This is a genomic window from Devosia ginsengisoli, assembly GCF_024707105.1.
Lineage (GTDB): Bacteria > Pseudomonadota > Alphaproteobacteria > Rhizobiales > Devosiaceae > Devosia > Devosia ginsengisoli_A.
Map to the genome: position 1 here is coordinate 1,074,054 of NZ_JANQAJ010000006.1, position 23,730 is coordinate 1,097,783.

Consider the following 23,730-nt stretch of genomic DNA (forward strand, 5'->3'; position numbering starts at 1 on the left):
GCGGGAGCCAGTCATGAGCCGACCTTACGACGCCATCGTTATCGGGGGCGGGCAGGCGGGGCCGTTCCTTGCGGCGCGGCTCGCGGACGCCGGGCAGCGCGTCGCGCTGATCGAGCGGCGCTTCATGGGCGGCACCTGCGTCAACGACGGCTGCCAGCCGACCAAGACGATGGTCGCCTCGGCCCGGGTTGCCTATCTGGCGCGGCGGGCGGCGGATTTCGGGGTCTCCACCGGGCCGGTCGTCGTCGACATGGCGGCGGTGAAGGCACGCAAGGACAAGATCGTCCGCGCCTCGCGCGAGGGGCTCGACGGCTGGATGGAGAGCACGGCGAACCTGACGGTGCTGCGCGGCTCCGCTGCGTTCACCGGGCCGAACACGGTCGAGGTCAACGGCGTCGAACTCGAGGGAAAGCAGATATTCCTCAATACCGGTGCGCGGCCGGTGGTGCCGGACTGGGCGAAGGACGTGCCCTATCTCACCAACACCTCGCTGCTCGAACTGGATGTGCTGCCGCGGCACCTCGTCATCGTCGGCGGTTCCTACATCGCGCTCGAGTTCGCGCAGATGTTCCGCCGCTTCGGCTCCGAGGTGACGGTGCTGGCGCGCGGCAAGCTGGCGTCGCGCGAGGATGCCGATGTGCGCGACACGATCCGGCAGATCCTCGAGGGCGAGGGCATCACCATCGTCACCGACGCCGGCGAGATGTCGGCCGAGCGGCGTGGTGACGATATCGCGGTGCGCTACGGGGGTGGCGAGGCGGTGGGCAGCCACCTGCTTCTGGCGGTGGGGCGGGTGCCCAATGTCGAGGACCTCAAGCTCGACAAGGCGGGCGTGGCCCTCGATGCCGATGGCTACATCGCGGTCGACGACAAGCTCGGGACCAGCGTGCCGCATATCTACGCGCTGGGCGATGTGAACGGGCGGGGGCGTTCACGCATACCTCCTACAACGACTTCGAGATCGTGGCGCAGAACCTGCTCGACGGCGCCGACCGCAAGGTCAGCGAGCGGGTGCCGGCCTACGCCATGTATATCGACCCGCCGCTCGGCCGGGCCGGGATGTGCGAGGCGGACGTTCGGGCCTCGGGCCGCAAGGCGCTGGTCGCGACCCGGCCGATGACCAGGGTCAGCCGCGCCAACGAGCGGGCCGAGAACCTGGGGTTCATGAAGGTGTTCGCCGATGCCGAGACACGCCAGATCCTCGGGGTCGCGCTGCTCGGCATCGAGGGCGACGAGGTGATGCAGTCGCTGCTTCAGGCGATGAAGGCGGGAACGACCGTCGATACGATCATCGGCACCATGCATGTGCACCCGACGGTGAGCGAACTGGTGCCGACCCTGCTCGCCGACCTGAAACCGCTGGAGTGAACTCTTCATCCTCCCCTGCGAAGCGGGTGAGGATGAAGAAGAGCCCTTCGTTTGCCATGGCGCGGTCATCCAGCCACCAAAATGGCATGGGCAAATTGACTTAGGCGCGGCGCGGATCAATGGTGGCGGAATGGGAGGGGCTCAACTCAGCGATACGGTCGTTTCGTTCCGCCTGAAGCGGGCGGAGGAGTTTGCGCGCCAGTGGCGGGTGAACGCCAAGCGGCTGCAATCGCTCGCCAACAATCCCAAGACGCCGGACTCGGTCCGTGCCGATGCGCTGAGCGAAGCCCGTTCTGCTGCCGAGATCGTCCGGCGCCGGGCCGAGGAGATGGCGCAATTCGCGAGGGCACGCGGCTTCACCACCTGGGAGACCGACCCACTGGTCGCGCCGGTCGTGGTCGAGATCCGCGCGGTCGAGAACGCGCTGACCTACGCCGTCGAGGCCCTGGGCAAGGCTTAGGGCCTGCTCCCCCACGCCGGCTTATCTATCGAATTGGCTCTGGCACCGCCGACGCGACAAACTGACGATTGCGGGCCGGCGCCGCCGTTCACGCTGCCGCGAGACGTGATTTTCGGCCGAGGCGGCCTGGAGCGACAAGTGATCTGGCAGGAGCATCCCTATCGGCGGCTGATCGAGGCGGAAACGCATGCCCGGCCGGTGCTGCCGATGACGCCGCCGATCCGCGTCCGCCGGCTCGGCTTCATGAGCGCGGACGGCGGCGCCGACCTCAGGGCGCTGCACGAGAAGATGGCCGATATCGCCGGGGCCGCGCCGCAAGGTCCGTCCTGGGCGCGCCAGCTCGATTTCGAGCATGACGGGCGGCAGGTGACCTGGGAGTTGCACAACGAGTTCGCGACCATCACCTGGAGTGGCCCGGCCGACGAGTGGGACGACCGGCCGGCAGGCATCGGCCTCGAACTGCACGATGGGCTGCTCGTCGTCCTCGCCACCCGCATCGACGTCATCCCGACCGAGACGGTCGGTGAGAAGGCGCTCGCCGGCTTCAACCAGCTCAGCCTCTGCTATTCCCAGATCTTCGAGGGCGGGGCGGAGGCAGCGACCGATTTCCACGCCGGCAAGGACGGCTACACCCGGTTCGAAGTCGCGGCGGGCGCAGCGGCGAACTCCGTATCGGGGTGATCGTCAGGCGGCTGCTCGAGATCGAGACCTATCGGGTCATGGCCCTGATCGGCCTGCCGCTGGCGCGCGAAATGGGGGGGCGGGTGTCCGACTACGAGCGCCAGCTCGCCTCGATCATGCAGCAGGCGGCCGGCAACGATACGGTCGATGCGCATCATTCGGCGCTCGAGGCGTTGCACAAGCTCTCGGGCGAGATCGAAGCCGGACTGTGGAGGAGACGAGCTTTCGCTTCGCCGCCTCCCAGGCCTATGGCGACGTGCCGAGCGCGGCTGTCGCGGTTGCGCGAGAAGGCGATCGGGAATTCACTACCATCGAGCGCTTCGTCAACAACCGGGCGCAGCCGGCGCTCGCAACGCTCAAGGCGACCGAGAAGCGGCTGGTGGCGCTGACCGAAAAGGTGCAGCGCGGCATCGAACTGCTCGATGCCCGTATCACGCTCGCCATCCAGACGCAGAATCGCTCGGTGCTCGATGCGATCAGCCAGACCGGGCGCAGCCAGTACCGGCTGCAGCTTACCGTCGAAGGCCTGTCGATCATCGCCATCTCGTATTACGCACTGGGCATCCTCGGTTACATCTACGAGGGGCTGCATGACGCGCTGCCGCTGACCAGGGGGCGAGATGCTGGCGGCATCGGCGCCGCTGGTGGTGCTGCTGGTGTTTCTTGCCATACGCCGCATCAGGCGGCAGGCACACTAGAAACACTATGATCTGCATTGGCCAAACCGACCTCCGCCGCTGCCCCGTGCGATGAGGCGCACTGGAAAAGTGCGTGTCGGCGCACGAGTGACAATGCGCGGATAGCGCCTGCCACCCTGGGGTGGCCTGAAGTGGAGTGAGAACATGAAAGTGATGGCCCTTGGTCTCGTCGCGGTTGCCCTGATGGCGGCGCCAGCATTCGCGCAGGGTGACGCCGCGGCCGGCGAGACCGTGTTCGAAAGTGCCAGTCGTGCCATGCGGTCGGCGAAGGCGCCAAGAACAAGGTCAGGCCCGCGCGAGCTGAACAACCTGTTCGGCCGCGTCGCCGGTACCCATGCCGACTTCAAGTATTCCAAGCAGATGGTCGATGCCGGCGCCGGCGGCCTCGTGTGGACGTCCGAGACGCTGCACGAGTTCCTGACCAAGCCGAGGGACTTCGTGAAGGGCACCAAGATGAGCTTTCCGGGCCTCAAGAAGCAGGAAGAGGTCGATAACCTCGTCGCCTACCTGATGACCTTCCAGACCGACCCGGTGCCCGAGGCTGCTGCCCCGCCGCGCAGTAAGCCTCTCAGGCCCATCGGTTTTTCGTTTCGGACGGCTCCCTCGATGAGGGGCCGTCGCCGTTTTAGGCCTACGACTTTGTTCCAATGGGCGAGCAGAGGTGATCGCTGCGACATTCTATTGGCTTATCGAATGTGCCCTATTGTGCTCTCATAGGGGCAAGAAAATCGGGCCTCTCATGGATATCACCCTCAAGCAGATGCAGATCTTCCGCGCCGTCGTGATCGCGGATCGATCACGAAAAGCGTCGCGTCGCGTCGGCCTCAGCCAGCCGTCGATCAGCCAGCAACTCGCCAAGCTCGAGGAGCGGCTGGGTACCCAGCTGATCAACCGCAACCGCACCGGCTCGGTCAACCTGACGCCGTCGGGCGAGTACTGGTTCAAGTTCTCCGACGAGGTGCTGCGCAAGTTCGACCAGGCCATCGACGAGCACGAGAAGCGCTATGTCGACAGCCGGGTGTTCCTCCGGATCGGGCTGGCTCGACGCTGCGCGGCCGGTTCCTCTCCGCGGCGGCGCGCATCGCCAACGACGAGCCGGGCTTTGCCAAGTTCGAGGTGACCTATGCCACGACCAGCAGCGAGCTGGTCGAGCAACTGCGCCTGCACCAGCTCAACTGCGTGATCGTCAACGACGACGCGCTGGCGGAGGATCGCTCGAGCTTTGCCACGGCGCTGCTGTTCAAGGATCCGATGGTGCTGCTGGTGCCGGCGGACGTGCCGGAAGGCGCGATCGAAGGCGCTGAGCAGGGCGTAAAGCCGGCGACCCTGCCGCCCGCCTTCACCCGCTTCGTCGAGATCAATGCCAACGTGCCCATGCGGCCGGTATCGGATGCGTGGTATCGCGCCACGCTGCCGTTCGCGACGCCGACCTTCACCGCCATGACCTATGTGGCGGCGGCCGATATCGTCGCCGAAGGGCTCGCCACTGCGCACGTGCCGTTCTCGCTGCTGCCCAGCCTGCCGGGTTCGGTGCGCAGCCGCATCCGGGTCTATACGCTGGGCGGCATGGACCGCTCGATCGTCCTCGCCATGCCCAAAGCACCTCATGACGCTGCCGGGCTATGCCAACATCTTCAAGCGGCTCACCGACTTCTGCCGCAACGAATACAGCCAGAACATCCCGCGCGAGAGCGTGCAGGAGCTGCCGCCAACCGGAAAAGCCCCGCAGCGAGAGCGGGAAGCGGTGCCGGCCATCGCAGCCGCCGGCAGGGGCTGAAGGATCAAATCTCACGACGGTGAGGTGTCCACCCGATCTCCGCCGTCATTCCCGCGAAAGCGGGGACCCAGTGCCCCAGGCGCCGGCGATGCAACTAGGTTCTCGCTTTCGCGGGAATGACGCCGGGTGTGACTAGCGGCGCCCCGGGGATACACGGTGCCCGTGAACATGGGGAGCATGGCGGGACCGAACGCCTGAGCCCATGTCCGACTTGATCCGGCGGGCCTCATGCGTCATTACACGCCCGACCGAAAGGGGTACTCGCACATGGACAAGTTCACGACGCTGACGGGCGTGGCCGCGCCGCTGCCGATGATCAATATCGACACCGACATGATCATCCCCAAGCAGTACCTCAAGACGATCAAGCGCACCGGTCTCGGCACCGCGCTGTTCGCCGAGATGCGCTACAACGAGGACGGCACCGAGAACCCCGATTTCGTGCTCAACAAGGCCGGCCTATCGCAACGCCAAGATCCTCGTCGCCGGCGACAATTTCGGCTGCGGCTCGTCCGCGAGCACGCGCCGTGGGCGCTGCTCGATTTCGGCATCCGGTGCGTGATCTCGACGAGCTTCGCCGACATTTTCTACAACAACTGCTTCAAGAACGGCATCCTGCCGATCAAGGTGACGCCGGAGCAGCTTGCGCTGCTGCTCGACGATGCCGAGCGCGGCGCCAACGCCGACGCTCACCGTCGACCTCGAAGCCCAGACCATCCGGGGTCCGGATGGCGGCTCGATCCATTTCGACATCGATCCGGCCCGCAAGCAGGTGCTGCTCGAAGGCCTCGACGATATCGCGACGACGCTGAAGTCCGATCCGGCGATCGCCTCGTTCGAAACCAAGATGGCGAACGACCGCCCCCCTGGCTCTGGAGGTCGGACCTCACGGCCAGTTCGAAGCTGAGGAGGCAGGCATGGTGATCCATATCTCGTCGCACTCGCCGTTCGAGGCCAAGATCGGCTACTCGCGCGCCGTGGTCGACGGCAACGCGATCTACGTCTCGGGCACCACCGGCTACGACTACAAGACCATGGTGATGCCCGAGGACGTGCGCGAGCAGGCCCGCAACGCTTTCGCGACCATCGCGCACGCGCTCGAGGAAGCCGGGTCGACCATCAAGGACACGGTCCGCGTCCGCTACTACATCACCGACATGGCCCACTATGACGGGCTGGTCGAAGTCGCCGGCAAGGTGTTCGGCGAGATCCGCCCGGCCGCGACGATGATCGTGTGCGGGCTGACCCGGCCCGAGATGAAGGTCGAAATCGAGGTCACGGCGCGGATCGGCGCGCACGGCCGCTGATGCCCGGCTATAGCGAAAAGCTCGATCCGACCCAGGGCGATATCGACAACGTGCTCGCCGCGATCGTGGCGAGCGAGGAAGGGTCGGGCCGGATGGCGGGCTACCAGCCCTATTCGATCCTGCTGAGCGACGATGACGGCCAGCCCGTGATCGGTGGTCTCTACGGCTACCAGCTGTTCGACTGGCTGTTCATCCAGTATCTGGGCGTGCCGGCTTCCATGCAGGGCAAGGGTGTCGGCCAGGAGCTGATGGCGCGGGCCGAGGCCTGGGCACGCGGGCGTGGCCTCGCCGGCATGTGGCTCGACACCTTCGCCTTCCAGGCCCGCCCCTTCTACGAAAAGCTCGGCTTCTCCGTGTTCGGCGAAATCGAAGACCATCCGCGCGGCTCATCCCGCTACTTCCTCAACAAGCGGTTCTGACCGCCTCAACCACGAGACCAGACATGGCCCAGAAACTCTTCCTCCTGCCCGGCGACGGCATCGGCACCGAGATCATGAAGGAGGTCGAGAAAGTGGTGGCCTGGCTCAACAGCCAGGGCGAGACCGATTTTACGATCGACACCGGCCTCGTCGGTGGGTCGGCCTATGACAAGTACGGCCAGGCCATCTCGGAAGAGGACATGCAGAAGGCGCTGAGCGCCGATGCGGTGATCTTCGGCGCCGTGGGCGGCCCGAAGTGGGACAAGGTGCCGTACGAGCACCGTCCGGAAGCGGGCCTCCTCCGCCTCCGCAAGGATCTGGAAGCTCTTTGCCAACCTCCGCCCCGCCATCTGCTACCCGGCGCTGGCCGATGCATCGTCGCTGAAGCGCGAGCTGGTCGAGGGCCTCGACATCCTGATCGTGCGCGAGCTCACCGGTGGCGTCTATTTCGGCGAGCCCAAGGAGATCACCGATCTCGGCAACGGGCAGAAGCGCGCCGTCGATACCCAGGTCTACGAGACCTATGAGATCGACCGCATCGTGCGTGTCGCCATGGATCTCGCCCGCACTCGCAAGAAGAAGGTGCACTCGGCCGACAAGAAGAACGTCATGAAGTCGGGCGTCCTGTGGGATGAAGTGGCGCAGGCCGTGGCCAAGGACTATGCCGATATCGAGTTCCACCACATCCTCGCCGACAACGCGGCGATGCAGCTGGTGCGCAATCCCAAGCAGTTCGACGTGATGGTGACCGACAACCTGTTCGGCGACATCCTTTCGGATGCGGCCGCCATGCTCACCGGTTCGCTCGGCATGCTGCCCTCGGCCTCGCTCGGCGCGCCCGATCCGGTGACCGGCAAGCGCAAGGCGCTCTACGAGCCCGTGCACGGTTCGGCTCCTGATATCGCCGGCAAGGGCATCGCCAATCCGATCGCCATGCTTGCGAGCTTTGCGATGGCGCTGCGCTACTCGTTCAACATGGTGACGCTGGCCGACCGGCTCGAAGCCGCCATCTCCGACGTGCTCGGCGAGGGCCTGCGCACCGGCGATATCGGCGAACAGAACCGCAAGACCGTCGGCACCGAAGAAATGGGCGCCGCGATCCTGCGCAAGCTGCAGCGCTAGGGCTTACCTGCCCCTCACCCCGACCCTCTCCCCAGAGGGGGAGAGGGGGCGATGTGGCACTGCCGGTGCAAAGTGCGTCCCCTCTCCCCGCCGGGGAGAGGGCCAGGGTGAGGGGCAGTCCCGCACCCTCAGCAAGCTCCATTCATCACCGCTTCACCTACGATATGATCTTGCTCGGGTAACGAGGGAGGTCATCATATGACTTACGATCTACGACACCTGCTGGGTCGTGCGGTGGAGCATGCCGCGACCTATCGCCAATCGCTTACCGAGAATTCCGGCAAGCCGCAGGTCGGCTATTACGACATGCGCGCGGCGCTTGCGGCGCCGTTGCCCGACACCGGCAGCGCGCCCGAAGCCGTGCTCGAGGAACTGGTGCGCGTTGCCGAGCCGGGGCTGATGCCGATGGCCGGCCCGCGCTTTTTCGGCTTTGTCATCGGCGCCTCGCATCCGGCGGGCGTTGCGGCGGACTGGATGGTTTCGGCCTGGGGCCAGAACGCGGGCTACCACACGCCAACTCCCGCAGCCGCGGCGATGGAAGAGATCGCCGAGGGCTGGCTGGTCGATATCCTCGACCTGCCGCAGGGCAGTTCGGTCGGCTTCGTCACCGGAGCGACCGTCGCCAATGCGGTCGGTCTTTCCGCAGCGCGGACCAAGGTGCTGCTCGATGCGGGCTGGGATGTCGATGCCGATGGCCTGTTCGGCGCGCCGGAGGTCACGGTGCTGGTCGGCGACGATGCACATTCCTCGGTATTCTCGGCGCTGCAGATGATCGGCTTCGGCTATCGGCGCGTCACCCGCATTGCAACGGATGGGCAGGGCCGGATGCGGCCGGACTCGCTGGCCGCCGAAATCGGCAAGGCGAGCGGGCCGAAGATCGTCATCGCGCAGGCCGGGCAGATCAACACCGGCGCCTATGACCCGTTCGGCGAGATCGTCGAGATCGCCCATGCGCATCAGGCCTGGGTGCATGTCGACGGCGCGTTCGGGCTCTGGGCCCGCGCCACGCCGGAGCTGAAGCACCTGACCGAGAGCATCGAGGGCGCCGATTCCTGGGTCACCGATGGGCACAAGTGGCTGCAGGTGCCCTATGATTCCGGCTTCGCCATCGTGCGCGACCGCGAGGTGCATCAGCGCGCCATGACGCAGTGGGGCAGCTACCTGCCCTCGATCAACCAGGGCGACCGCGTGCCATCGGCCTTCGTGCCCGAACTGTCGCGCCGCGCCCGCGGCATGCCGGTCTGGGCCATGCTGAAAACGCTCGGCCGGTCGGGTGTCGCCGAGCTGGTCGACAGGCATTGCGGGTTCGCCAAACAGTTTGCTGCGCGGCTCGGCGCCGAGCCGGATATCCGGATCATGAACGAGGTCACGATCAACCAGGTCATCGTCAATTTCGGCGAGGGCGACGCCGCCGTGCGCAAGGCCGCGACCGAGGCGGTGATCGCCCGCGTGCAGCAGGACGGCGTCTGCTTCGTCGGCGGCGCGGCGTGGAAGGGCGACTGGGTGATGCGGATCTCGGTGTCGTCGGGCGAGACGACGGCGGATGACGTGGACATGTCGGCGGATGCGATCATTTCGGCATGGCGGACGGTGCGGGCCAACCGATAGAGACGGCCCCCCCCGGCCTCCCCCATGAAGGGGGAGCTGAAGAGGTGCTTCCATCTTCGATTGTGCCTCAAGCACTCGCCGGCACCTCCCCTTTATGGGGGAGGGTGGGGGGTCGTCTCTCTCAGTCAGCCTACTCCGGCTTGCGCACCGGGTTGAACAGCAGCGACGTATCGCGTCCCTCCAGTGCGTCGATGACGTCCTGGGGCTCGATGCCCATGTCGCGCAGCAGGTAGGCGTCCATGCGGTACAGTTCGCCCAGCGTGATGCGCGTCCGGCGGCTCAGGCGCCACGCTTGGAACCAGCCGGCAAGGATATTCCGGCGCGCCGGACGGGTGGTCGGCACGAAGCGTTCGTCGATATCGAAGGTGGTCATTTGAGCGGTCCTTTACGGCCCCCCGCTCGGTTTTGGGTCAGGGATGCAGGTGGTGATGGCTGCCGGGCAGGCAGGTGTCGCAGATGGCGCCGATATGGCGGTGGTCGGTGCCGCAACAGCCGCCGATGACGCGGATATTGGGCAACAACGGCATCAGGCGGGCATAGCGCTGGGCAAGGTCGGTGATGTCGCCGATGTCGAGCGTGGGCGAGTTGTCGAGCTCGGCATGGCTCATCTTGGACGCGTTGACCCGGAGCCCGCCGATCCGATTCACCCAGCGGCCGGCATGGCGCACCGTTTCGGCGAAATGGATCGGGTGGACGCAGTTGATCATGTAGTAGGCCGGATAGTCGCCGGTCGCGGCGTCGACCTCGTTGATCGCCACTTCGAGCGACTTGCCGCCCGGCAGGTTGCCGTCGGTCTCGAGCGTGAAGCTCAGCACCACCGGCAGGCCGGTGCGCTTGGCCAGCCGGGCGATGCCGACGGCCTCGGGCACATTGGTCAGCGTATAGGCGCTGACATAGTCCGCCTCGCTGTCGGCAAACGCCTCTATCTGATGACCGTGGTAGGATATGGACTCTTCGACCGTCATGCCGGCGATCGTACTGCCAGGCGTCGCGGCGCGGGCCGATGACGCCGGAGGCGATCGAGATCGACGCCCGCGGCCGCGAACTCGCGCTGCATGTCCTTGCAGAACGAGACGGCGGCGATGTTGGCCTCGCGCAGCGCCCTGCATGTCGAGCCCGGCCTTGAACGCCCAGTCCGGGTTGGCGCGCCAGGTATTGGTGTCGAACAGGAAGCCCTGGCCAGCCTTGCGGCAGATCGGGATATAGGCGCGGTAGTAGTCGCGCATCACCTCGCGCCCGGCATCGGTGCCGTTGAGGAGATACACCGACATATCAGGCACTTGCTGGTCGAGATTGAAGATGAGGTGGGTTTCGACGCCGCCATCGGTGACGAACATCTGGCCCTTCTGCTGGGGAAGTTCATGTGCCCGTTGCAGCATGTGGACTCTCCATTTGGCGCTTGATTGTAGCAGGAAACGGAGCTATTGCCTCGTCCCGCGGGTGGCGAGACATATGACGACTTTACTCTCCCAGCGATAGCGGGAACGCGGTAAAGTCTTCAGTCTCGACTGAATTGGTCAGCAGCCAGAACGGTTTAGGGTGATTTTCCACTTGGGGTGGAGATCGTCGCGAGGTCATGAAACCTCGAAAACCGTACTGGAGGTACTGTAAACCGAGAGGGACTGCCCGATGCGCAAAGGCAATGCGACGCGCGAGAGATCCTGGAGATCGCCGAGGCGGCGGTGCTGGCCAAGGGCTTCGGCGCCACGTCGATCGAAGAGCTGATCGCCGAGGCCGGCATCACCAAATCCGGCTTCTTTTATCACTTCAAGGACAAGAACGAGCTGGCGAGCGGGCTGCTCGACCGGCATGGCGAGGCGCTCGACCAGTTGCTGGTCGATGTGTTCGGCCGCGCCGGCGAGTTGAGCGACGACCCCCTGCAATACCTGCTGGTCGGGCTGACGCTGCTGGCCGAGCACATGGCGGAGATGCCCGGCGGGCACCCCGGCTGCATGGTGGCCGCGCTCAGCTACCAGGACCGGCTGTTCGATCGCGACATGCGCGCCCGCATCACCACGATGGTGCGCGACTGGAACGACTTCTTTCGGCGAAAGCTCGACGCCATCGTCGCGGTCTATCCGCCGCGCGAGCCGGTCGATACGGCGCGGCTGGCCCGCATGATCGCCTGTTCCATCGACGGCGGCATCATCATGGGCAAGACACTCGCCGATCCGACCGTCCTGCCCGAGCAGATGCTGATGGCCCGCAACCACGTGAAGCTGCTCTTCCAGCCGGTGGCCGTGCACGTGGTGCGAGAGGCAGCCTGAGCTAACCGATAGAGACGACCCCCTCCCATCCTCCCCCATGAAGGGGGAGGTGCCCTGCCGGTGCGTGAGGCTCGATGAAGACCAAAGCCCTCCTCTTCACCTCCCCCTTCATGGGGGGGAGGTCGGGAGGGGCCGTCTGCGTCAGGCAGTCACCCACCCAACCCAAACGCCTCGGCCAGCAGCCGGAACGAGCGCAGCCGCAGGTCGTAGTCCCACATCGTCGTGGTGATCATCACCTCGTCTGCCCCGGAGTCTGCCACCTTCTTTTCGATCTCGGCCTTCACCGTCTGCGGCGAGCCGACGATCCAGAGCAGGCGCTGGCCCTCGATGATGCGGTTTTCATGCGGGGTGTAGTCGTGGGCTGCCGCGTCCTCGGGCGAGACCAGCTTGCGGATCTGGCCGGAGTGGAACAGGGCCCACATCAGTTCCTGCGAGCGTGCGAGATAGCGCGCCTCTTCGTCGGTCGGGGCGACGAGGGCCGAGAGTGCGATGATGGCGTGCGGCTTGGGAAAGGCGTCGGTGGGCGTGAAGGCGGCGCGATAGGCTTCGAAGGCCGGGGCCGCTGGGGTCTGGCTGAAATGGGCGGCAAAGGCATAGCCGACGCCGAGCTGGCCGGCGGCCTGCGCGCTGGCACCGGACGAGCCGAGCAGCCAGATCGGCGGCAGCGCCACGTTCTCGGGCACGACGCGGATCGGATGGAAGGGATGGTCGGGCGCGAAATTGCCTTCCTCGAAAGCCAGGGCCTCGGCCAGCTCCTGGGCGAAGTATTCGCCGCCGACCGAGCGCAGCGCCTGGAGCGTGCGGCCGTCCGAGCCGCCGGCGCGGCCGATGCCGAGGTCGATGCGGCCGGGGTTCAGCCCGTTGAGCGTGCGGTAGGTTTCGACCACGCGTAGCGGCACATGATTGGGCAGCATGACGCCGCCGGAGCCGAGGCGGATGCGTTTTGTGTTTGCCGCAGACGTGGCGATCAGCACTTCCGGCGAGGACGAGGCGATCGAGGGCATGCCGTGATGCTCGGCGTACCAGAGCGCGGGTGAAGCCGAGTTCGTCGCCGAGCTGGGCGAGGCGGACGATTTCACGCAGCGCGTCGGACGAGGTCGTGCCCTCGGAGACGGGGGCGAGGTCGAGAATGGAGAGGGGGAGGGTCATGCACCTCAGATCGCATTGACTGGTCCCGGTTTCAACCCCCATCGGCAGGTGCCGATGGATCACATATTGCGAAAAATGCAGCAGAGCGAAAACTAACGCGAGCGGGCATCCGTAGCTCCCGGCGGACAGCAGACAGCTGCCACAAGGGAGAACGCCATGAAACTCAGCCTCAAGTCCGTGCTCGCCGTCTCGATCCTCGCATTCGGTGCGCTGACATGCTCGAGGCCTTCGCTGCAACCAAGATGGTTGGCGGGGCGGCGATGTACGACACCAGGAACATCATCGAGAATGCCGTCAACTCCAGGGACCACACGACCCTGGTGGCCGCCGTGAAGGCCGCCGGGCTGGTCGAAGCACTGTCCGGCGCGGGCCCGTTCACGGTGTTCGCGCCGACCAATGCGGCCTTCGCGGCGCTGCCGGCGGGTACCGTCGACACCCTGCTGAAGCCCGAGAACAAGGCGATGCTGGTCAAGATCCTCACGGCCCATGTCGCCGCCGGTGCGTGGTCCTATGAGGACCTGCTGGCCAAGGCGAGAGGAAAACGGCGGCAGCTGGGCGTTCAAGACGCTGAGCGGCGACACGCTCAAGGCGGTCGAACAGGGCGGTCGCGTCTATATCGTCGACGAGAGCGGCGGCATTGCCCGGGTCACGATCACCGACGTGAACCAGTCGAACGGCGTCATCCAGGTGGTCAACAAGGTGCTGCTGCCGAAGTAAGGCGACGCGATTAGCCGTTCGTGAAAGCGGATCACATGGGCCCGATGGCAACAATGCGATGGCGGTCCCCTGTTTCTTCGGTCCTTATTCCGCCGCTTCCAGCCCCTTGATCAGTTCCAGCGCTTGGCGCTCGAACAAGCGGCGGTAGATGCCGCCTTCGCGCTTCACCAACTGCTCGTGCGTGCCTTCTTCCACCACCTTGCCGCCGTCGAAGACCAGCAGGCGATCCAGCGCGCGGACGGTCGAGAGGCGGTGCGCGATCACGATCGTCGTGCGCCCCACCATCAGGCGTTCCATGGCCTGCTGGATCAACAACTCGCTCTCGCTGTCGAGGCTCGAGGTCGCCTCGTCGAGGATCAGCACGCGCGCATCCGACAGGAAGGCGCGGGCGATGGCGACGCGCTGGCGTTCGCCGCCGCTGAGCTTGATGCCGCGCTCGCCGACCAGCGTTTCGTAGCCCTTGGGGAGCTTGGCGATGAAGTCATGCGCGTTGGCGAGCCTCGCCGCTTCCTCGATCTGCGCCCGCGTCGGCTCCGGGCCGGCCATAGGCGATGTTCTCGGCCAGCGAGCGGTGGAACAGGATCGGCTCCTGCTGCACGATGGCGATCTGCCGGCGCAGCGAGGCCTGTTGCACGTCGCGGATATCGACGCCGTCGATGACGATCCTGCCGCCCCTGACGTCGTGGAGGCGCTGGATCAGCTTGACGAAGGTGGTCTTGCCCGAACCGGAATGGCCGACGAGGCCGACCTTTTCGCCTGGCCTGATGTGCACGTCGAGGTCGCGATAGAGCGGCTTCAGATGCGCGCCGTAGTGGAAATCGACATGGTCGAAGTCGATGGCGCCGGCCTTGACGGCCATGGGCCCGGCGCCCGGCTTGTCCTCGATGCCGAGCTTCTGGTCGTCGAGCGCCACCAGTTCTTCCATGTCGTTGACGGCACGCTGCAGGTTGCGGACGTGCTGGCCGATGTCGCGGAGATAGCCCTGCAGGACGAGGAAGGTAGTGATCACGAAGGTCACGTCGCCTGCCGTCGCCGCGCCGCTCTGCCAGAGCAACAGGCCCGAGCCGATGATGGCGCAGCGCAGCATCCACAGCATGGCGCCTGCTGGATGGTGCCGTTGAGCGTGCCGCGGTTCCAGGTGCGCGGTGCGGCTCGCGCCACTTGTCGACGACATGGCGAAGGCGGGTCTCCTCGCGGTCCTCGGCGCCAAAGCCCTTCACCACGATGTTGCAGCTGACCGCATCGGCGAGTGCGCCGCCCATCCTGGTGTCCCAGGCATTGGCGAGGCTCGCGGCCGGTGCGACCCACAGGGTCGAAAGGGTGACGCTGACGGCGATGTAGATCAGCGAACCGACGCCGACGACGAGGCCCATCACCGGCCAGAACAGGCTCAGCATCACCGTGGTGCCGACCAGCATCACCAGCGAGGGCAGGATCGCCATCAGGATGACATCGTTGAGGCTGTCCAGCGCCCACATGCCGCGCGCGTGATCTTGCGCACGGTCGAGCCGGCAAAGGAGTTGGCGTGCCAGTCCGACGAGAAGCGCTGCACGCGGTGGAAGGCGTTCTGGGCGATGTCGCTCATCATGCGCAGGGTCAGGGCGATGATGTTCATGAAGGCGAGCTGGCGGATGATCACCGCACCGGCGCCCAGCGCGATGATGGCGAAGAAAGCGCTCAGTCGCGCCGTTCCAGGCGATCTCGTTGGTGGCGGCGCCGCTGGCGACGGATTCGACCAGCCGTCCGGCAAAGAACGGGGTCAGGATGTCGGCGATCGTTTCGGTGAAGAACAGGCCGATGATCAGGGCAACGCGCCGCGGCTGGTTACGCCAGTGCCCGGCAGCGAAGCGGAGCACCTTGCCATAGGCTTGGCCACGCTGGTTTTTGCTTGGAGAAGCCATGTCGATCGTCCGGACGCTGCTAAGGGAGCCATCCGGTCCCGGAAAAGAGCAAAACTGGAAAGAGCCGGAAGCGCCGGCGGGTTTGAAAAATCGGCTAGCAGGCAATGGTCCTCAAACGGAGGACCGCGGGCGCAAACCTAACGGTGAAGACCGGAGGTGAGCCCTGCGAGGCGAGGTCGGAATGCTGTCATATCGCGCCTCCTGTGGCTGGCCGAAGAAGGCCAGTCATAGAGAGGTTTTGGAATGGCGGCAAGCGGGGGTGGATTTGGAAGCGGTGCCACTCACCGGCGTCATTCCCGCGATTTAATGGGGAACCTGGTGGGATTTTCCAACCTCCACGGTGGCTGAAAGCCTGCACTGGAGTTGCCCGCTTTCGCGGGAATGACGGCGGTGAAGTGACGAAAAGCTGAGTCCTAGACAGCCAGCGCAATTGCTGCCGGGACTAGAATAATTGCGGCGATCAATGCGATCGCGGGAAAATCAATGAACTTTGCCTTGCTCTTGAAAGACATGAGACTTCTCCTTCCGCCCTGACAACGCTGGGCGGAAGGAGGGTGTTCCCGTCCTCAGAACTCGGGTTCGGCCCCGATCGAGTGAATCGAGAGGTCGGCGCCGCGCCGCTGCTGCTCGTCGGTGAGGCGAATGCCGAAGAAGCGGCTGGTAAGCAGGTAGACGACATAACCGGCCGCAAAGGCATAGGCCGATACCGCCAGCGAGCCGAGCAGTTGCACGATCGGGCTGACGCCGCCGATGCCGCCCAGCGTCTCGAGCCCCAGGATGCCGGCGGCGATGCCGCCCCACAGGCCGCACAGCCCGTGCAGCGGCCAGACGCCGAGCACGTCGTCGACCTGCAGCTTCTCCTGCGTCCAGGTGAAGCCCTTGACGAAGATGGCGCCCGCGACCGAGGCCGACGACGAGTGCGCCGATCGGATGGTAGAGGTCGGAGCCGGCGCAGACGGCGACGAGGCCGGCCAGCGCACCGTTATGGGCAAAGCCCGGGTCGCCCCTGCCGATCACCGTGGCAGCGATGATGCCGCCGATCATGGCGAGCAGCGAGTTCATTGCGACAAGGCCGGAAACGCCCGCCACCGACTGGGCCGACATCACGTTGAAGCCGAACCAGCCGACGGCCAGCAGCCAGGTTCCGAGCGCCAGCCAGGGAATCGAGGACGGCGCGAAGGGGCGGCCGTTGGGGCCGTAGCGGCCGGTGCGGGCGCCGATGCGGATCACCGCGGCGAGCGCCAGCCAGCCGCCGAGCGCGTGCACCTGGATCGAGCCGGCGAAATCGTGGAATCGGGCGCCGAACGTTGCTTCGAGCCAGGCCTGGATGCCGTAGTTGCCGTTCCAGACGATGCCTTCGGAGAAGGGGTAGATCAGCCCGACGATCACGGCGGCCGAGAAGACCTGCGGCCAGAACTTCGCGCGCTCGGCAATGCCGCCCGAGATGATGGCGGGCACCGCCGCCGCAAAGGTCGCAAGGAAGAAGAACTTCACGAGGCTGAAGCCCTGGGGGCAAAGCCCGCCGCCCTCGCTGCCCGACAGGGTCGCGGCGCTATGTATGAAGGTCACGCCGTAGGCGACGGTATAGCCGATGAGGAAATAGGCCAGCGTCGAGAAGGCGAAGTCGACGAGGATCTTCACCAGGGCGTTGACCTGGTTCTTGCTCGCGCACCGTCCCCAGTTCGAGGAAGGCGAAGCCGCCATGCATGGCGAAAGACCAGGATTGCGCCGACCAGCACGAAGAATACGTCCAGCCCGGCAGTGGACTGCGTCATCTGAGACCTCCCAAAGACCCGGCTCGCATCCGGGGATTATTCGGAAGGCAACGCAATCAAGGCGCGTGCCACTTCGGGAGGCGGCAGGAGATCACAGCATATTCAGTGAGTTACTATGCCCGTGGCAACAACACCCCACGGCGCGCCGAGCGCGCAATGCACAGAATTTGGGCGGTCAGCGGCCGATCCCTGCCTATTGGGTGGGCAGGACCATGGCTACCTGGCGGGGTAACGTCCGGGCCCGGCGGGCCGGGCATCGGTCCGTTGACCGGGGTGTGCAGCCCACGCGGTTTGCGAGTGGGAAGCCTCTGTGGCGGGCCAAGAGGTACGCGAGCTGCACGCCGCGGTCAGCGGCGATCCGGACTGAGGTATCACCGGGGAGCAGAGGATCGGACCGCAGGGCCCCGACTCGCTCCTGGAGTGGCGCGGACAAGGGGAGGAGGTCCCTGTCCGCGCTCCGGGTTTACCGGCTGGTCGCGCCGTCGAACCGGAAAAGTCTGCAACTCTTCCTGACGGCGCTCCGGGTCAGTTGTAGGCGCGCTCGCCATGGCTCGAGAGGTCGAGGCCATCGCTCTCGGCCGACTCGGGGACGCGGGCGCCGCCGAACACTGCCTTGACGATGAGGATGGCGACCAGGGCCACCACAGCCGACCAGACGATGGCGATACCGACGCCGGTCAGCTGCTTGATGAACTGGCCCCACATCTCGTAGTCGGCCAGCGGGTAGCCGCCGAGCGACGGGCTGGCGACGAATGCCGTACCCAGCGCACCGATGATGCCGCCGACGCCATGGATGCCGAACACGTCGAGTGCGTCGTCATACTTGAACGCCTGCTTCAGCGTCACGACGGCCCACAGGCAGACCACACCGGCGATGGCGCCGAGGACGATCGCCGCCGACCGTACCGGCAAAGCCGGCGGCCGGGGTGATGGCCACGAGGCCGGCGACCGCGCCCGAGGCGAAGCCGAGGAGCGAAGCATGGCCGCGGGTGAACTTCTCAGCCAGGCCCCAGGCGAGGGCCGCAGCGGCCGGCGCGGTGATGGTGTTGAGGAAGGCCTGGGCGGTGAGGCCGTTGGCTTCGAGGTTGGAGCCGGCATTGAAGCCGAACCAGCCGAACCACAGAAGGCCGGTGCCGATGTAGACGAGCGTCAGGTTGTGCGGCGGGATCGGCTCCTTGAGGAAGCCGACGCGCGGCCCGAGGGACGATCGCCGCGACGAGCGCGGCCACACCGGGAGTTGATGTGCACCACGGTGCCGCCGGCGAAGTCGTAGGCGCCGAGGTTGAACAGGTAGCCCGTGCCGGCCCAGACCATGTGCGCGATCGGCAGGTACGAGAAGGTGAACCAGATGGCGAGGAACAGCATCACGGCGCCGAACTTCATGCGTTCGGCGATGCCGCCGACGATGAGGGTGGCGGTGATACAGGCGAAGGTCAGCTGGAACGCGACGAACACCAGCTCGGGCAGCTGGAAGCCGGCCGAGAAGGTGGCGGCGGTCGATCGGTCGATCGTCACGCCGGAGAGGAACAGCTTGGAGAAGTCGCCGATGATGGGCGACAGGCCGCCCTCGGTGCCGCCAAAGGCCAGCGAGTAGCCGTAGGCCACCCAGCAGCAGGGCGATCATGGCGAAGCCGGCCATGACCTGCGACAGGACCGACAGCACGTTCTTGGAGCGCACGAGGCCGCCGTAGAACAGGGCGAGGCCCGGCAGGGTCATCACGATGACGACCATGGTCGAGACCAGCATCCAGGCGGTGTCGCCCTTGTCGATCACGGAGCACGACTTCGGCGACGACTTCGGCTGCAGGGGCAGCGGCGTCCTGCGCGAAGGCGGGCAGTGCGAGAGCAGGCTGGCCAACGCCGCCGCTCCCGGGACTTTTGACATCTTCAAATCTGTCATTGGTGGGTTCTCCAGAGGGGCGGCATAGAGCCGCCGCGCCGGTTTCGCCGGTGCGGATGCGGGTCACGGCCAACAGGTCGAGCACGAAGATCTTGCCGTCGCCGATGCGGCCGGTCTGGGCGCTCTCGCGGATGGCCGAGACGATGGCGTCGGACTGGGCGTCGTCGACGGCGATCTCGATCTTCAGCTTGGGCAGGAAATGCACGGCGTATTCGGTGCCGCGGTAGATTTCCGAATGGCCCTTCTGACGGCCGTAGCCTTTGACTTCGGTCACGGTCATGCCGTGCACGTCGAGCGAGTTGAGGGCCTGACGAACCTCTTCCAGCCGCGACGGTTTGATGATTGCAATCACCAGCTTCATGGATGCCCCTTTCGATCTGGGTCGGCTTGGGTTGGATGTCTCCAATCGGGCAAAACAGACTCAAGCCCCGTGCCAAACTGCTGCCGCATTTGCCAAAGCATTGATTCATAATGGTTTGTTTGATGAGGCAAGCGCGGTGCGGCGGTGCGGCGCCAACCTTACCGCCACGTTAACGCCCTACATTTGAGCAAGAATTGTGCAGACGCCTAAATCGTGTGCAGTCGCGCTGCGGCGCTCCGTCCGCTGGACAGCGCCACTGTGACGGGCCACATAGCGGCAGGCGCGGAGGAACTTCCCATGGCCGGCACCCAGTATGACATCATGATCGTCGGCGGCGGCCCGGTGGGCCTCAGCATGGCGCTGGCGCTCGGCCGCTCGATGAAGGGGATCCGCGTGGCGCTGATAGACCGGCGGCAGTTCGCGGCTTCTCGGGATCAGCGCTCGTGGGCGTTGGCGGCGGGCGTCAGGCGCGTCTTCGTCGAGCTGGGCGTGTGGACCGGCATGGCCATCGGGGCCGAGCCGGTCAGGCAGATGAAGATCACCGATTCCGGCACCGGCGACATCGCGCGCCCGCTGTTCCTGCACTTCGAGGGCGACGTCTCGCCCGGCGAGCCCTTCGCGCATCTCGTGCCGCACGGGCTCGTCATCGAGCAGTTGCTCACTGCGCTCGGTCCCGAGATCGAGATCGTCGCGCCGGTCGAGATCACCGGCTTCACCGCCGATGCGGGCGCCGCGCGGTTGCAGCTCAGCGATGGCCGCACGCTCGCCGCGCCGCTCTGCATCGCAGCCGACGGAGCGCAGTCGTGGCTGCGTAACCAGGCCGGCATCGGCACCATCAACCACGACTACCGGCAGACCGGGCTGGTCGCCACCATCGCGCACGAGTTGGCGCACGAGGGCACGGCCTACGAGCATTTCCGCCCCGCCGGTCCCTTCGCCAGCCTGCCGCTGCCGGGCAACCGCTCCTCGCTGGTCTGGGTGGAGTCGCCGGAGCGCGCCGCCGAACTCAAGACGTGGCCGCAAGATCAGGTCGAAGCCGAGATCGAAGCGGTGATGGGCTCGAGCCTCGGCAAGGTGACGCTCGAGGACAAGCTGCAGTCCTTCCCGTTGCGCCTCCAGGTCGCCAAATCGTTCGTCTCGGAGCGCCTCGCGCTGATCGGCGACGCGGCGCATGTCATCCATCCGGTGGCCGGGCAGGGGCTGAACCTCGGGCTCAAGGATGTCGCGGCGCTGGCGCAGGTCGCGATCGAGGCGCTACGGCTCGGACAGGACCCGGGCGCCGCCGACGTGCTCGAGCGCTACCAGCACTGGCGGCGCTTCGACACCGCGCTGATGGTCGCCGTCACCGACGGCATGGTGCGGCTGTTCTCCAACGACATTGCCCCGGTCCGCGCCATCCGCGACTTCGGCATGGGCCTCGTCGACCGCGTCCCACCGGTGAAGGACTTTCTCATCTCCCGTGCGTCGGGACTTGACCGCAACGGGCCGAAGCTGTTGCGCGGGCTGCCGATCTAGGCCGGCATCGCCCGTTGCGCGCCGAAATAGGCGGCCACGATCAACAGGCTCGAGAGCGCGATGGTGGTGTAGCCGACGAGGCCGCCACCGAACGCGCCGGCCCACAGCAGCGAGCGCACGATGAAGTAGGCGGCGGTGCCGAGCACGATGAACGGGGCCGGGAACCTGAAGATGCCGGCAACGGAGGCGAGGCCAATGCCTATCCACGTCCACTGGTCGGTAAAGCAGTATGCAAAGCTGGCCGAAACCCAGGCGACAGCGTCCATCTGGACCCCCGCGCGGTTGGCGAACGGCATTAAGATACGATTGCGCACTTAACTGCCGAAGCGCATTGCGTCGGCGGGGTTAACGACGGCGATAGCGGATGCAGAAAAAGCGTCCGATCCAGCAAGCAGGTGCCCTCAACCCCTCACCCGTCTCGGCTTCGCGCGATCCACCCTCTCCCCGACGGGGAGAGGAACAAGTGGTGGCCGCCGGACTATCCGGATTCTTCTCCCCGTCGGGGAGAAGGTGGCGCGCAGCGCCGGATGAGGGGGTTAGGCACAGTAGTGGCGGTGCCCGGTGGCCCTCACTCCCGGTGCTGGCCCATATCCTCGGGATCGATCTCGCGCGCCTCGTCCAAACTGAGCATCGGGACGCCGTCGCGGATCGGGAAGGCCAGGTGCGCCGCCACCGAGATCAGTTCGGTCCTGTCGGCCGAGAGTGTCAGCCGCGTCTTGGTCAGCGGGCAGACCAGCATTTCCAGCACCTTCACGTCGACGACGTGGCGCGGGTTGACCGCGGGAGGGCGCGCCGCCTCGGTCAATTGAGCGGTGAGCCGCGGTTGCCGCCCTTGGCCATTTCGAATTCGGCCATGGCGATCAGGGTTTCCGCCCGGGTTTCGAGCGTTGTCGCCTCGAGCAGAGCCTGCTTCTCTGCCGCGCCATAGGGCGCGACCATGGCGCAGAAGTTCACCAGGTCGGCGGTGCCGGTCTTTTCGATCTCGTCCCAGTCGAGGTCGAAATTGCCGAACTCGGCATAGTCGCGCATCATCTTGAGGAAGCGCGGACGGTCCACCGCTTCTTCGCCGAACTCGCGCTCGAAATCTGAGGCATAGGGGGTCGTATCGACCATGGCCCGGCGGAACGGATTCATGGTCGGCATTTCCTTGATCAGCTCGAAGCGGCAGAGCCCCTCGAGGATGACGAAGTAGCGCTCGTTGTCCGTTTCCTCGAACTGCACGATGCGCCCGACCGTGCCGATCTTTTCGAGCGGCACCTTGCCTTCCGGGCTTTCGACCGATGTATCCATCGGCTGGATCAGGCCGATCAGCCGATCGCCCTTCAGCGCGTGGTCGATCATTTCGAGGTAGCGCGGCTCGAAGATGTTGAGCGGGCGACGGGCATAGGGCAGCAGCAGCGCCCCGGTCAGCGGAAACACCGGGATCGAGGCGGGGATGTCGGTCGGCGAGTCTGGACGCTTCAGCACTTTGCCTCCTAGCTGAAGAGCAGCGCCGACAGCAGCCGGCGGCCCTTCAGTGTCGCGGGGTCCTTGGCACCCCAGGCTTCGAACAGCTCGAGCAGCTTCTTGCGCGCGCCATCCTCGTTCCAGGTGCGGTCGCGCTTCATCAGCGCCACCAGGGCCTCGGCGGCCTCGAGGCGCTTGCCCTCGGCATTGTATTTCACCGCGAGATCGAAACGGGCCTGGTGATTGTCCGGATCGGCCTCGACCTCGGCCGCGAGTTCGTCGGTCTCGCTGAGCTCGGCGGCCTCGCCGAGCAGCTTCAGCGACTGGATCAGCGAGTTGTACTCTTCGCCCTTGCGCTCGGCCTCGGGCATCGTGTCCAGCACGGCCTGGGCCTGCTCCGGATCCTCGGCAGTGAAGAAGACCTTGGCCATGCCGATGATCGCGCCCGGATGGTCGGGCTTGTGCTGCAGCACCATGCCGTAGATCTGCGCGGCCTGGTTCAGGTCGCCGAGCTTGAGCGCCTCGCCGGCGGCCTCGACGGCATTCTTGATCTCTTCCTCGATCGATCCGGCGGCGGGCTTGCCCTCCGGTGCGCTCGAAATCACCTTGTCGGCGAAGCGGCGGACCTCGCTCTCGGGGATGGCGCCGAGAAAGGCATCCACCGGGCGGCCGCCGGCAAAGGCGAACACGGCGGGGATAGACTGGATGCCGAGCTGGCCGGCGACACCCGGGTTCTCGTCGATATTGATCTTCACGAGGCGGATCTTGCCGGCTTTCTCGTTGATCACCTTTTCGAGGTTGGGCGTCAGCTGGCGGCAGGGCCGCACCACGGGGCCCAGAAATCGACCAGCACCGGCGCCTCGAGCGAGGCATCGATGACGTCGGCCTTGAAGGCGCGATCGGTCGAATCCTTGATCAGCGCAGCGACCGGCGCCGCGTCGGCGGGAGTGGCGGAAGTGATATCGTTCAGCGACATAATGCTATTGTCCCAGCGAATGGGGGGCTTGGGAAGCCCCGCATCTCCTTGATTTTCCAGTGCGCCCAGGGGTCTCGTGGGCATGGTTTACCACGCATTTCACGAGACCAAAATTGTGGGTTGCCAACCCCGGCTTCGATTGGGCATATAGGCGCCCGTCGACCCGATGCCAAGCGAAAGCGCGGCGCGACGGGCGGCATGGAGTGCGGGTGTAGCTCAGGGGTAGAGCATAACCTTGCCAAGGTTAGGGTCGAGGGTTCGAATCCCTTCGCCCGCTCCATTA

At 65.9% G+C, this 23,730-nt stretch carries 22 protein-coding genes, 1 tRNA gene and 9 pseudogenes; 16 read left to right on the forward strand and 16 right to left on the reverse strand.

The window, feature by feature from the left end; translation table 11 throughout:
- Positions 1-13: 13 nt before the first annotated feature.
- From NVV79_RS09175 to NVV79_RS09235, 12 genes and pseudogenes are all read left to right on the forward strand, one after another.
- Positions 14-1,368, forward strand: a pseudogene (locus tag NVV79_RS09175) (FAD-containing oxidoreductase).
- Between the two features lie 130 nt (positions 1,369-1,498).
- Entirely contained in the window at positions 1,499-1,828 is a 330-nt protein-coding gene (locus NVV79_RS09180; protein ID WP_303988251.1) for a hypothetical protein, read from the forward strand.
- A 207-nt stretch (positions 1,829-2,035) separates the two neighbouring features.
- Positions 2,036-2,643 (forward strand): annotated as a pseudogene (locus NVV79_RS09185) (DUF3422 family protein); the annotation flags it as partial.
- A 74-nt stretch (positions 2,644-2,717) separates the two neighbouring features.
- Positions 2,718-3,218: a DUF3422 family protein gene (locus NVV79_RS09195; RefSeq protein WP_303988257.1), complete on the forward strand. Its 501-nt coding sequence runs from the start codon at positions 2,718-2,720 to the stop codon at positions 3,216-3,218.
- A gap of 133 nt (positions 3,219-3,351) precedes the next feature.
- Positions 3,352-3,924 carry a cytochrome c family protein gene (locus NVV79_RS09200; RefSeq protein ID WP_303988259.1) on the forward strand — a complete coding sequence of 191 codons (573 nt, stop codon included), beginning with the start codon at positions 3,352-3,354 and terminating at the stop codon, positions 3,922-3,924.
- 22 nt (positions 3,925-3,946) lie between these two features.
- Positions 3,947-4,327, forward strand: coding sequence for a LysR family transcriptional regulator (locus NVV79_RS09205; protein WP_303988260.1), 381 nt, complete (start codon positions 3,947-3,949; stop codon positions 4,325-4,327).
- Complete coding sequence (locus tag NVV79_RS09210) at positions 4,324-5,007, forward strand: LysR substrate-binding domain-containing protein (protein ID WP_303988262.1); 684 nt, start codon at positions 4,324-4,326, stop codon at positions 5,005-5,007. The genes NVV79_RS09205 and NVV79_RS09210 overlap by 4 nt, the downstream gene beginning before the upstream one ends.
- 244 nt (positions 5,008-5,251) lie before the next feature.
- Positions 5,252-5,908, forward strand: coding sequence for a 3-isopropylmalate dehydratase small subunit (leuD, locus tag NVV79_RS09215; protein WP_303988264.1), 657 nt, complete (start codon positions 5,252-5,254; stop codon positions 5,906-5,908).
- Entirely contained in the window at positions 5,902-6,291 is a 390-nt protein-coding gene (locus NVV79_RS09220) for a RidA family protein (RefSeq protein ID WP_303988266.1), read from the forward strand. The genes leuD and NVV79_RS09220 overlap by 7 nt, the downstream gene beginning before the upstream one ends.
- Positions 6,291-6,710 carry a GNAT family N-acetyltransferase gene (locus NVV79_RS09225; RefSeq protein ID WP_303988268.1) on the forward strand — a complete coding sequence of 140 codons (420 nt, stop codon included), beginning with the start codon at positions 6,291-6,293 and terminating at the stop codon, positions 6,708-6,710. Before NVV79_RS09220 ends, NVV79_RS09225 begins: the two co-directional genes overlap by 1 nt.
- A 23-nt stretch (positions 6,711-6,733) precedes the next feature.
- Positions 6,734-7,832: pseudogene (gene leuB, locus NVV79_RS09230) on the forward strand (3-isopropylmalate dehydrogenase).
- Positions 7,833-8,030: 198 nt separating this feature from the next.
- Positions 8,031-9,440, forward strand: a complete 1,410-nt coding sequence (locus NVV79_RS09235; RefSeq protein WP_303988270.1) for an aminotransferase class V-fold PLP-dependent enzyme — start codon at positions 8,031-8,033, stop codon at positions 9,438-9,440.
- Between the two features lie 130 nt (positions 9,441-9,570).
- On the opposite strand, the gene NVV79_RS09240 is transcribed toward NVV79_RS09235, so the two are convergent.
- Together NVV79_RS09240 and NVV79_RS09245 are read right to left on the reverse strand one after the other, a co-directional pair.
- Positions 9,571-9,813, reverse strand: a complete 243-nt coding sequence (locus NVV79_RS09240) for a DUF1127 domain-containing protein (protein WP_303988272.1) — start codon at positions 9,811-9,813, stop codon at positions 9,571-9,573.
- A 37-nt stretch (positions 9,814-9,850) separates the two neighbouring features.
- A complete protein-coding gene (locus tag NVV79_RS09245; protein WP_303988273.1) occupies positions 9,851-10,819 on the reverse strand; it encodes a homocysteine S-methyltransferase family protein in 969 nt (322 codons plus the stop codon).
- Positions 10,820-11,122: 303 nt separating this feature from the next.
- Between NVV79_RS09245 and NVV79_RS09250 the strand changes: the two genes are divergently transcribed.
- Positions 11,123-11,707 (forward strand): TetR/AcrR family transcriptional regulator, encoded by a 585-nt coding sequence (locus tag NVV79_RS09250; RefSeq protein WP_303988275.1) that lies wholly within the window; start codon positions 11,123-11,125, stop codon positions 11,705-11,707.
- Positions 11,708-11,856: 149 nt separating this feature from the next.
- On the opposite strand, the gene NVV79_RS09255 is transcribed toward NVV79_RS09250, so the two are convergent.
- Positions 11,857-12,786: an LLM class flavin-dependent oxidoreductase gene (locus tag NVV79_RS09255; RefSeq protein ID WP_303988277.1), complete on the reverse strand. Its 930-nt coding sequence runs from the start codon at positions 12,784-12,786 to the stop codon at positions 11,857-11,859.
- Between the two features lie 226 nt (positions 12,787-13,012).
- Between NVV79_RS09255 and NVV79_RS09260 the strand changes: the two are divergent.
- Positions 13,013-13,573 (forward strand): annotated as a pseudogene (locus tag NVV79_RS09260) (fasciclin domain-containing protein).
- Positions 13,574-13,657: 84 nt separating this feature from the next.
- Here NVV79_RS09260 and NVV79_RS09265 read toward each other — a convergent pair.
- The 8 genes and pseudogenes from NVV79_RS09265 to NVV79_RS09300 all read right to left on the reverse strand — a co-directional run.
- Positions 13,658-15,474, reverse strand: a pseudogene (locus NVV79_RS09265) (ABC transporter ATP-binding protein).
- Between the two features lie 566 nt (positions 15,475-16,040).
- A complete protein-coding gene (locus tag NVV79_RS09270; RefSeq protein WP_303988380.1) occupies positions 16,041-16,454 on the reverse strand; it encodes a hypothetical protein in 414 nt (137 codons plus the stop codon).
- Positions 16,435-17,178, reverse strand: a pseudogene (locus NVV79_RS09275) (ammonium transporter); the annotation flags it as partial. The gene NVV79_RS09270 and the pseudogene NVV79_RS09275, both read right to left, overlap by 20 nt.
- Before the next feature lie 596 nt (positions 17,179-17,774).
- On the reverse strand, positions 17,775-18,095 hold the full coding sequence (locus NVV79_RS09280) for a hypothetical protein (protein ID WP_303988381.1): 321 nt from the start codon (positions 18,093-18,095) through the stop codon (positions 17,775-17,777).
- Entirely contained in the window at positions 18,067-18,480 is a 414-nt protein-coding gene (locus tag NVV79_RS09285) for a hypothetical protein (RefSeq protein WP_303988383.1), read from the reverse strand. Before NVV79_RS09285 ends, NVV79_RS09280 begins: the two co-directional genes overlap by 29 nt.
- A complete protein-coding gene (locus NVV79_RS09290) occupies positions 18,399-18,854 on the reverse strand; it encodes a hypothetical protein (RefSeq protein ID WP_303988279.1) in 456 nt (151 codons plus the stop codon). The genes NVV79_RS09285 and NVV79_RS09290 overlap by 82 nt, the downstream gene beginning before the upstream one ends.
- A 67-nt stretch (positions 18,855-18,921) precedes the next feature.
- Positions 18,922-19,149 (reverse strand): annotated as a pseudogene (locus NVV79_RS22595) (ammonia channel protein); the annotation flags it as partial.
- 25 nt (positions 19,150-19,174) lie between these two features.
- A pseudogene (locus NVV79_RS09300) lies at positions 19,175-19,510 on the reverse strand (P-II family nitrogen regulator); the annotation flags it as partial.
- 297 nt (positions 19,511-19,807) lie between these two features.
- Here NVV79_RS09300 and NVV79_RS09305 point away from each other — a divergent pair.
- Positions 19,808-21,025 carry an FAD-dependent monooxygenase gene (locus NVV79_RS09305; protein ID WP_303988281.1) on the forward strand — a complete coding sequence of 406 codons (1,218 nt, stop codon included), beginning with the start codon at positions 19,808-19,810 and terminating at the stop codon, positions 21,023-21,025.
- On the opposite strand, the gene NVV79_RS09310 is transcribed toward NVV79_RS09305, so the two are convergent.
- From NVV79_RS09310 to NVV79_RS22605, 5 genes and pseudogenes are all read right to left on the reverse strand, one after another.
- Positions 21,022-21,291 (reverse strand): hypothetical protein, encoded by a 270-nt coding sequence (locus tag NVV79_RS09310; protein WP_303988283.1) that lies wholly within the window; start codon positions 21,289-21,291, stop codon positions 21,022-21,024. The genes NVV79_RS09305 and NVV79_RS09310 overlap by 4 nt on opposite strands.
- Before the next feature lie 302 nt (positions 21,292-21,593).
- The gene (locus NVV79_RS09315; RefSeq protein WP_303988285.1) at positions 21,594-21,830 is read right to left on the reverse strand and encodes a Trm112 family protein; all 237 of its coding nucleotides are present in this window, start codon (positions 21,828-21,830) and stop codon (positions 21,594-21,596) included.
- Positions 21,827-22,492 carry an LON peptidase substrate-binding domain-containing protein gene (locus NVV79_RS09320; protein ID WP_303988287.1) on the reverse strand — a complete coding sequence of 222 codons (666 nt, stop codon included), beginning with the start codon at positions 22,490-22,492 and terminating at the stop codon, positions 21,827-21,829. Before NVV79_RS09320 ends, NVV79_RS09315 begins: the two co-directional genes overlap by 4 nt.
- 8 nt (positions 22,493-22,500) lie before the next feature.
- Positions 22,501-22,947 carry a tetratricopeptide repeat protein gene (locus NVV79_RS22600; protein WP_369684714.1) on the reverse strand — a complete coding sequence of 149 codons (447 nt, stop codon included), beginning with the start codon at positions 22,945-22,947 and terminating at the stop codon, positions 22,501-22,503.
- Between the two features lie 192 nt (positions 22,948-23,139).
- A pseudogene (locus NVV79_RS22605) lies at positions 23,140-23,531 on the reverse strand (thioredoxin family protein); the annotation flags it as partial.
- Between the two features lie 121 nt (positions 23,532-23,652).
- Here NVV79_RS22605 and NVV79_RS09335 point away from each other — a divergent pair.
- Positions 23,653-23,727 (forward strand) — tRNA-Gly (locus tag NVV79_RS09335).
- The last annotated feature ends 3 nt before the right edge of the window (positions 23,728-23,730 follow it).

Bases quoted from the DNA above. Each gene is read 5' to 3' on its own strand.
- NVV79_RS09180 (WP_303988251.1), top strand. From the start codon at position 1,499: ATGGGAGGGGCTCAACTCAGCGATACGGTCGTTTCGTTCCGCCTGAAG.
- NVV79_RS09200 (WP_303988259.1), top strand. From the start codon at position 3,352: ATGAAAGTGATGGCCCTTGGTCTCGTCGCGGTTGCCCTGATGGCGGCG.
- NVV79_RS09205 (WP_303988260.1), top strand. From the start codon at position 3,947: ATGGATATCACCCTCAAGCAGATGCAGATCTTCCGCGCCGTCGTGATC.
- leuD (WP_303988264.1), top strand. From the start codon at position 5,252: ATGGACAAGTTCACGACGCTGACGGGCGTGGCCGCGCCGCTGCCGATG.
- NVV79_RS09220 (WP_303988266.1), top strand. From the start codon at position 5,902: ATGGTGATCCATATCTCGTCGCACTCGCCGTTCGAGGCCAAGATCGGC.
- NVV79_RS09225 (WP_303988268.1), top strand. From the start codon at position 6,291: ATGCCCGGCTATAGCGAAAAGCTCGATCCGACCCAGGGCGATATCGAC.
- NVV79_RS09235 (WP_303988270.1), top strand. From the start codon at position 8,031: ATGACTTACGATCTACGACACCTGCTGGGTCGTGCGGTGGAGCATGCC.
- NVV79_RS09240 (WP_303988272.1), bottom strand. From the start codon at position 9,813: ATGACCACCTTCGATATCGACGAACGCTTCGTGCCGACCACCCGTCCG.
- NVV79_RS09245 (WP_303988273.1), bottom strand. From the start codon at position 10,819: ATGCTGCAACGGGCACATGAACTTCCCCAGCAGAAGGGCCAGATGTTC.
- NVV79_RS09305 (WP_303988281.1), top strand. From the start codon at position 19,808: ATGGCCGGCACCCAGTATGACATCATGATCGTCGGCGGCGGCCCGGTG.
- NVV79_RS09310 (WP_303988283.1), bottom strand. From the start codon at position 21,291: ATGGACGCTGTCGCCTGGGTTTCGGCCAGCTTTGCATACTGCTTTACC.
- NVV79_RS22600 (WP_369684714.1), bottom strand. From the start codon at position 22,947: ATGGTGCTGCAGCACAAGCCCGACCATCCGGGCGCGATCATCGGCATG.